Genomic DNA, 8,848 nt, shown 5'->3' on the forward strand with positions numbered 1-8,848 from the left:
GTCTAGTTGCCGCAGTCAACGCCAGCCTGGGTGCCGACCTTTCGGTGCGCACCTTGTTCGAGGCGCCCACAATCGGTGAATTGGCACCCCATATCGGTGGGGATGCGAGTCGGTTGGAGCCGTTGGTCGCGGCCGAGCGGCCCGACGTGGTGCCACTGTCCTTCGCCCAGAACCGGTTGTGGTTCATCGACCAGTTCCAGGGGCCGTCGCCGGTCTACAACATGACGATGGCGTTGCGGCTGACCGGGTGGCTGGATGCCGACGCGCTAGGTGCGGCGCTGGCCGATGTGGTGGCCCGTCATGAAAGCCTGCGGACGTTGTTCGTGTCGGTCGAGGGCATGCCCCGGCAGGTGCTGCTCCCCGCCGAGCAAGCAGACTTCGGGTGGGAGGTCGTCGATGCCGGCGGGTGGCCGGAAGGCCGACTGAGCGAGGCGATCCAAGCCGTGGCTCGTCACCCGTTCGACCTGGCGAACGAGATCCCGTTGCAGGCCCGGCTGTTCCGTATCAGCACTGAAGAACACGTGCTGGCGGCCGCGGTGCACCACATCGCCGCCGACGGTTGGTCGATCACCCCGCTAGTGCGTGACCTGGGTATGGCGTACGCCAGCCGGTGCGCTGGGCAGACTCCCGGATGGCCACCTTTGGCGGTGCAGTATGCCGACTACACGCTGTGGCAGCGGCGTCAGCTAGGCGACCTCGACGACGGCGCCAGCCCCATCGCCGCGCAGTTGGCCTTCTGGCAGGACGCGCTGGCGGGGATGCCGGAGCGCCTCGAGCTGCCCACCGATCGGCCCTACCCGATGGTGGCCGATCAGCGCGGTGCCCAGGTAAGCGTGCAGTGGCCGGCCGACTTGCAGCACCAGGTTCATCGGATGGCGCGCGAACACAGCGCCACCAGCTTCATGGTGGTCCAGGCGGCCTTTGCCGCGCTGCTATCCAAGATCAGCGGCAGCAACGATGTGGCGGTGGGCTTCCCGATCGCCGGGCGTCGCGACCCCGCGCTCGATGACCTGGTGGGCTTTTTCGTCAACACCTTGGTGCTGCGCGTCGATCTGGCCGGAAACCCCACGGTGGCCGAGCTGCTGGCGCAGGTGCGGCGGCGCAGTCTGGCCGCCTACGAGCACCAGGACGTGCCCTTCGAGCTGCTCGTCGAGCGGCTCAACCCGACCCGCAGCATGACCCACCACCCGTTGGTGCAGGTGCTGCTGGGTTGGCAGAACTTCGCCTGGCAGGACAGCAATGCCGCCGGGTTGACTCTGGGTGATCTGGAGGTCACGCCGGTGCCGGTGGACACCCAGACCGCCCGCATGGACCTCACCTTCTCGTTGGCCGAACGTTGGGACGACGATGGCGCGCCTGCCGGGATCGGCGGGGTAGTGGAATTCCGCACCGACGTGTTCGACGCGGCCAGCGTCGAGGCGCTCATCGAACGATTCCGGATGGTGTTAGCGGCGATGACCGCCGATCCGGCACGGTCGCTGTCGTCGGTGGATGTGGTCACCGAGGCTGAACACGCCCGGTTCGATCGGTGGGGCAACCGGGCGGTGCTGAGCCGCCCGGTTCGCAAAGCGTCGGTCCCGGCGGTGTTCGCCGAGCAAATGGGGCGCACGCCAAATGCGGTGGCGCTGGTGTGTGGTCAGCGGTCATGGACCTACCGGCAACTGGACGAGGCCGGTAACCGGTTGGCGCACTTGCTGATTGACCGCGGCGTGGGTCCGGGACAGTCGGTGGTCCTGCTATTTCCCCGGTCGGCCGAGGCGATCATCGCGATTTTGGCGGTGCTCAAAACCGGGGCCGCCTATCTGCCGATCGACCCGGTGCTGCCGAGCGCGCGCATCGAGTTCATGGTTGGCGACGCCGCCCCGATCGCCGCGATCACCACAGGTGGTTTGGCCGAGCGGCTGAACGGATTCGGCCTGACGGTCATCGATGTCGATGACCCCGCTGTCGACGCTCAGCCCTCCACCGCGCCGCCGGCGCCCCACCCCGATGAGACCGCCCACATCATCTACACCTCCGGGACTACTGGGGTGCCCAAGGGGGTGGCGGTCGCTCAGCACAACGTTGCCCAGCTGTTCGACGGACTGGACATCGGTGTGGATCTGGGGGCCCCGGGCCAGGTGTGGACGCAGTTCCACTCCTATGCCTTCGACTTCTCGGTCTGGGAGATCTGGGGTGCGCTCCTCAACGGTGGACGCCTGGTTGTGGTGCCCGACGCGGTGGCGCGCTCCGCGGAAGAATTCCACGCACTATTGGTCGACGAGCGGGTCAGCGTCCTTACCCAGACTCCGTCGGCGGTGGCGATGCTGTCACCGGAGGGTTTGCCGTCGACGTCGTTGGTCATCGGTGCCGAGCCCTGCCCGCCCGAGCTGGTGGATCGGTGGGCCCCCGGCCGCGTCATGGTCAACGTCTACGGACCGACCGAGACGACGATGTGGTTGTCGAAGAGCACGCCGTTGCGGGCGGGCTCGGGGGCCCCTCCGATTGGCTCGCCGGTGGCGGGAGCGGCGTTTTTCGTGCTGGACGCCTGGTTGCGTCCGGTGGCCGGCGGGGTGGTCGGCGAGCTGTACTTGGCGGGCCGCGGCGTCGGATTCGGGTATTGGCGCCGGGCCGATCTCACCGCGGCGCGCTTTGTGGCGTGTCCGTTCGGCGGCGTGGGAACACGCATGTACCGCACCGGTGATTTGGTGTGCTGGGGCGCCGATGGGCAGCTGCGGTATTTCGGGCGTGTCGACGAGCAGGTCAAGATCCGCGGGTATCGCATCGAACTCGGGGAGGTGCGCTCCGCACTGGCCGCGCTGGAGGGGGTGGAACAGGCGGCGGTGATCGCCCGCGAGGATCGCCCGGGTGACAAGCGCCTGGTGGGTTATGTGACCGGCAGCGCCGACCCGACCGCTGCGCGCAGCGTGCTGGGCGAGCGGCTGCCGCCCTACATGGTGCCGGCGGCGGTGGTGGTGCTCGAGGCGCTGCCGATAACCGCCAACGGCAAGCTCGACACCCGTGCCCTGCCGGCACCCGACTACACCGCGGGGGGATATCGCGCCCCCAGTGACGCGGTCGAAGAGATCCTGGCCGGCATCTACGCGCAGGTCCTCGGATTCGAGCGCGTCGGGGTCGACGACTCGTTCTTCGACCTGGGTGGTGACTCGCTGTCCGCGATGCGGGTCATCGCCGCGGTCAACGCCAGTCTGGACGCCGGCCTTCCGGTGCGTACCTTGTTCGAGGCGCCCACGATCGCCCAGCTGGCACCGCGGATCGTCGGGAATGCGGACAGGGTTGCGCCGTTGGTCGCGGGTGCGCGGGCGGCGGTGGTCCCGTTGTCCTTCGGCCAGAGTCGCCTGTGGTTCCTCGACCAGTTCCAAGGACCGTCACCGATGTACAACATCGCGGCGGCGTTGCGGCTGGACGGCGAGCTCGATGCCGCCGCACTGGGTGTGGCGCTGGCCGATGTGGTGGGCCGCCACGAAAGCCTGCGCACGCTGTTCCCGGCGGTCGAGGGCGTGCCGCAGCAGGTCGTCGTGCCCATCGAGCGGGCAGACTTCGGCTGGCAGGTCATTGATGCCAGCGGATGGCCGGACGGCCAACTGGTCGAGGCGATCGCCGCGGTGACACGTCACCGGTTCGATCTAGGCGCCCAAATCCCCATGCGCGCATGCCTTTTCAGGGTCGCCGGTGACGAACACGTCCTGGTGGCCGTCGTGCACCACATCGCCGCCGACGGCTGGTCGCTGACGCCGCTGGTGCGTGATCTGGGTGTGGCTTATGCCGGCCGGTGTGCGGGGCATGCCCCCGGGTGGGCGCCGTTGGCGGTGCAGTATGCCGATTACACGTTGTGGCAACGCGAGCAGCTCGGCGCCCTGGACGACAGCGGCAGCCGCATCGCCGCACAGCTGGCCTACTGGCAGGATGCGCTGGCCGGCATGCCTGAGCGCCTGGACCTGCCCACCGATCGGCCCTACCCGCCGGTGGCTGACCAGCGCGGCGCCAGTGTGGCGATCCAGTGGCCGGCGGAGCTGCAGCAGCGGCTGGAAAGTGTCGCTCGCGAGCACAACGCGACCAGTTTCATGGTGGTGCAGGCCGCCCTGGCGGTGCTGCTGTCCAAGATCAGCGCGAGCACCGATGTGGCCGTGGGCTTCCCGATCGCCGGGCGCCCCGATCCTGCCCTGGAAGAGCTGGTGGGCTTCTTCGTCAACACCTTGGTGCTTCGTGTCGATGTGACCGGTGACCCCAGCTTTGCCGACCTGCTGTCACAGATCCGGCGGCGCAGCCTAAGCGCCTACGAGCATCAAGACGTGCCCTTCGAGGTGCTGGTGGAGCGGCTCAACCCCACCCGGAGCATGACGCATCATCCACTGATCCAGGTGATGTTGGCCTGGCAGAACCTGCCCGGTGTCAGCGCTGACCCCGCCGCTGGGCTGGCCCTGGACAATCTGCGCGTGACGCCGCTGCCCGTCAACAGCCAGACCGCCCGGATGGATCTGGAGTTTTCGCTGGCCGAACGTTGGACCGAGGGCGGTGAGCCCGCCGGAATCGGCGGAGCGGTGGAGTTTCGGACCGATGTCTTCGATGCGGACAGCATCATTGCGTTGGTCGGGCGGTTTGAGCGCGTGTTGATGGCGATGACCGCCGACCCGACACTGCGGTTGTCGTCCGTGGATCTGCTCGACGAGCGCGAGCGCGCGTGGCTCGACGAGCGCGCCAACCGTGCGGTGTTGGCGCAGCCCGCGACCGGGTCGGTCTCGATTCCGGCGCTGTTCGAGTCGCAGGTGATGCGCGCCCCGGACGCGGTGGCGATCAGTTGCGGTGGGGTGACGTGGAGCTACCGCGCGCTCGATGCGGCCGCTAATCGGTTGGCGCACTTGCTGGTTGATCAGCGCGTGGGCCCCGGTGGGTACGTGGCGCTGCTGGTGGAGCGTTCGGCCGAGGCGGTCATGGCGATTCTGGCGGTGCTCAAGACCGGGGCGGCTTATCTGCCGATCGACCCGACGCTGCCGACAACGCGGATCGGATTCATGCTCGGCGATGCCGAGCCGGTGGCCGCCATCACCACCGCAGACCTGCGGTCAAGGCTGGACGGCCATCGTCTGCCGGTCATCGACCTCAACGATGCGGCTGCTGACGAACAACCCAGCACCCGGCTACCCGCGCCGGGGCCCGGGGATATCGCGTATCTGATTTACACCTCCGGCACCACCGGAGTGCCCAAGGGCGTCGCGGTCACCCACGGTGGCGTGACCGACCTGTTGGCGTCGTTGAACGCGGGCCTGCCGCCGACGGGGGTGTGGGCGCACAGTCACTCGTTGGCGTTCGACGTTTCGGTGTGGGAGATCTTCGGCGCGCTGTTGCGCGGTGGGCGACTGGTGGTGGTGCCCGAGTCGGTGGCGCGCGCACCGGAGGCGTGGCACGACGTGCTGGTCGGCGAGCGGGTAAGCGTGTTGACCGAGACACCATCGGCGGTGTCGGTGTTGTCGCCGCAGGGCTTGGAGTCGGTCGCCTTGGTGATGGCCGGCGAGGCTTGCCCGCCGGAGGTGGTGGAACGGTGGGCGCCCGGGCGGGTGATGGTGAACGCCTACGGGCCGACCGAGACCACGATGTGTGTGGCGATCAGCGCGCCGCTGACGCCCGGCTCCGGTGCCGTGCCGATCGGGTCGCCGGTCTCGGGAGCGGCTCTGTTCGTGCTGGACGGTTGGTTGCGTCCGGTGCCGCCGGGGGTGGTCGGGGAGCTGTTTGTGGCCGGTGCCGGGGTAGGGGCCGGCTACCTGGGCCGCTCGGGTTTGACGGCCTCGCGGTTTGTGGCGTGTCCATTCGGCGGCGTGGGAACACGCATGTACCGCACCGGCGATTTGGTGTGCTGGGGCGCCGACGGGCAGCTGCGGTATATGGGGCGTGCCGACGAGCAGGTCAAGATCCGCGGGTATCGCATCGAGGTCGGTGAAGTTCAAGCTGCGCTGGCCGCACTCGACGGGGTGCAGCAGGCCGTCGTCATCGTTCGCGAGGACCGGCCGGGCAACAAGCGATTGGTGGGTTACGTCACCGGGACTGCCGAGCCGGTCCAGGCGCGCGCCGAGCTGGCCGAACGGCTGCCGGCCTACATGGTGCCGACGGTGCTCATCGCTCTGGAGGCGCTGCCGCTGACACCCAACGGCAAGCTCGACACCCGCGCCCTGCCGGCTCCGGAGTACACCCCGGGTGAGTATCGCGCTCCGGAAAGCCCCACCCAGGAGATCCTTGCCGGCATCTACGCCCACGTCCTCGAACTCGAGGACGTCAGCATCGATGACTCCTTTTTCGACCTGGGCGGAGATTCGCTGTCCGCGATGCGGGTCATCGCCGCTATCAACGCCAGCCTGGATGCCGGGCTCGGGGTGCGCGTCTTGTTTGAAGCGCCCACCGTGGCCCAGTTGTCGGCCCGTATCGGGACTGACGCGGGCGGACTGGAACCGCTGGTTGCGCGCGAGCGGCCCGCGGTGCTGCCGTTGTCGTTCGCCCAGAACCGGATGTGGTTCCTGGATCAGCTCCAGGGCCCGTCACCGATCTACAACATGGCAGCGGCGTTACGGCTAAGCGGGCGGTTGGACCCCGAGGTCTTGGGTGCGGCGCTGGTCGATGTCGTCCGTCGCCACGAGAGCCTGCGCACGCTTTTCCCGGCGCCGGAGGGCGTTCCGCAACAGCTGGTAATGGCGCCCGAGCGGGCCGAATTCGGATGGCAGGTCATCGACGCGAGCTCCTGGCCGGCCGGCCGGCTGGAAGAGGCCGTCAGCGAGACAGCGCTACAGCCGTTCGATTTGGCCAATGACATTCCCTTCCGGGCGCGGTTGTTCAGGGTCGCCCCCGATGAGCATCTGATGGTGATCGTGGTGCACCACATCGCCGCCGATGGTTGGTCGATGACCCCACTGACGCGCGACCTGGGTATGGCCTACGCCAGCCGATGTGCGGGGCAGGCCCCGGGCTGGGCGCCGCTGGCGGCCCAGTACGTGGACTACACGCTGTGGCAGCGAGCCCAATTCGGCGACCTCGAGGACAGCAGCAGCCGTATCGCGGCGCAGTTGGCCTATTGGGAGGATGCGCTGGCCGGGATGCCCGAGCGCCTGCAGCTGCCTACCGATCGGCCGTATCCGCTGGTCGCTGATCAGCGCGGGGGCAGCGTGATCGTGGAGTGGCCCGTCGAACTGCAGCAACGCGTGCGTCAGGTGGCCGGGGAGCACAACACGACCAGCTTCATGGTGGTTCAGGCCGCGCTTGCGGTGTTGCTCTCCAAAATCAGCGCCAGCCCCGACGTGGCGGTGGGATTCGCGGCCGCCGGTCGTACCGATCCCGCCCTGGACGACTTGGTTGGCTTTTTCATCAACACCTTGATCCTGCGGGTGCAGCTCAGCGGGGATCCCACCGCCGCGGAGATATTGGCCCAGGTTCGGGCACGCAGCTTGGAGGCGTTCGAGAACCAGCACGTGCCTTTTGAAGCGTTGGTGGAGCGGCTCAACCCGACCCGAAACCTGAGCCATCATCCGTTGGTCCAGGTGGTGTTGGCCTGGCAGAACCTGCCGGGCTACGAGAATGCCGCCGACGGTCTGGTCCTGGGCGATCTGCAGGTGACGCCGTTGCCGGTGGACACCCAGGCCGCCCGCATGGACCTGACCTTCTCGCTGGCCGAGCGCTTCGGCGAGGACGGAGCGCCCGCCGGGATCGGCGGGGCGGTGGAATTCCGCACAGACGTCTTCGACGCGGACACCATCGAAGCGTTAGTGCGCCGGCTGGAGCGGGTGCTCGCGGCGATCACCGACGAGCCCACCTGGCCGTTGTCATCGATCGATCTGCTCGATGACTCGGAGCGCGGCTGGCTGGACGAGATCGGTAACCGGGCCGCGCTGACCAAGCCGGGGACCGCGCCGGTGTCGATGGCGGCGGCGGTTGCCGCGCAGGTGGCCCGCACACCGAATGCCGTTGCGCTGGTATCCGACAGCCTGTCACTGACCTACCGCGAGCTCGACGAGGCCGCAAATCGTTTGGCGCACTTGTTGGTTCGCCATGGCGCGCGCCCCGGTGAGTGCGTGACGCTGCTGTTCTCCCGTTCCGCCGAGGCGATCGTGGCGATGTTGGCCGTGCTCAAGACGGGGGCGGCGTATCTGCCGATCGATCCCGGAGCGCCGGCGGCGCGGATCGAATTCACACTCGCCGACGCCGCACCGATCGCCGCGGTCACCACCGCCGATCGGCTTGGCCGGCTGGAGGGTCACGGCTTGGTGGTCATCGACGTTGACGACCCCGTTGTGGCTTCGCAGCCGAGCACCGGGCTGCCGACGCCTGACCCGGAAGATATCGCTTACCTCATCTACACCTCGGGCACCACCGGTGTCCCCAAGGGAGTCGCGGTCACCCAGGCCAGCATGGCCCAGATGATGGCGTCCCTGGCTGCCTACACCCCGGCGGAGCAGGCTTTCGCGCAGTGCCATTCCTATGCCTTCGATTTCTCGCTGTGGGAGATCTGGGTTCCTTTGCTCGGTGGTGGGCGAGTAGTGATCGTGCCCGAGTCGGTGGCCGGCTCGCCGGAAGATCTCCACGCCCTGCTGGTTGCTGAACAGGTCCGCGTACTTTTCCAGACCCCGTCGGCGGTGGCCATGCTGTCACCGGATCGTTTGGAGTCGACGGCGCTGGTGGTGGCTGGCGAGGCTTGTCCGGCCGAGGTGGTGGATCGGTGGGCGGCGCCCGGGCGGGTGATGCTCAACGGCTACGGCCCCACCGAAACGACGATGTGCGCGTCGGTCAGCCCGCCGTTGACTGCGGGGTCGGGTGCGCCGTCGATCGGGTCGCCGGTGCCGGGGGCGGCGTTGTTCGTGCTCGACGGGTG

General features: G+C 68.3%; 1 protein-coding gene. It reads left to right on the plus strand.

Features of this window, described 5'->3' with window-relative positions; all coding sequences use genetic code 11:
- The coding region (locus tag A5652_RS14490; protein WP_232001195.1) for a non-ribosomal peptide synthetase at positions 1-8,848 on the plus strand (8,848 nt) is incomplete at both ends.

The organism is Mycobacterium sp. 1165178.9 (assembly GCF_001673555.1).
Taxonomy (GTDB): domain Bacteria; phylum Actinomycetota; class Actinomycetes; order Mycobacteriales; family Mycobacteriaceae; genus Mycobacterium.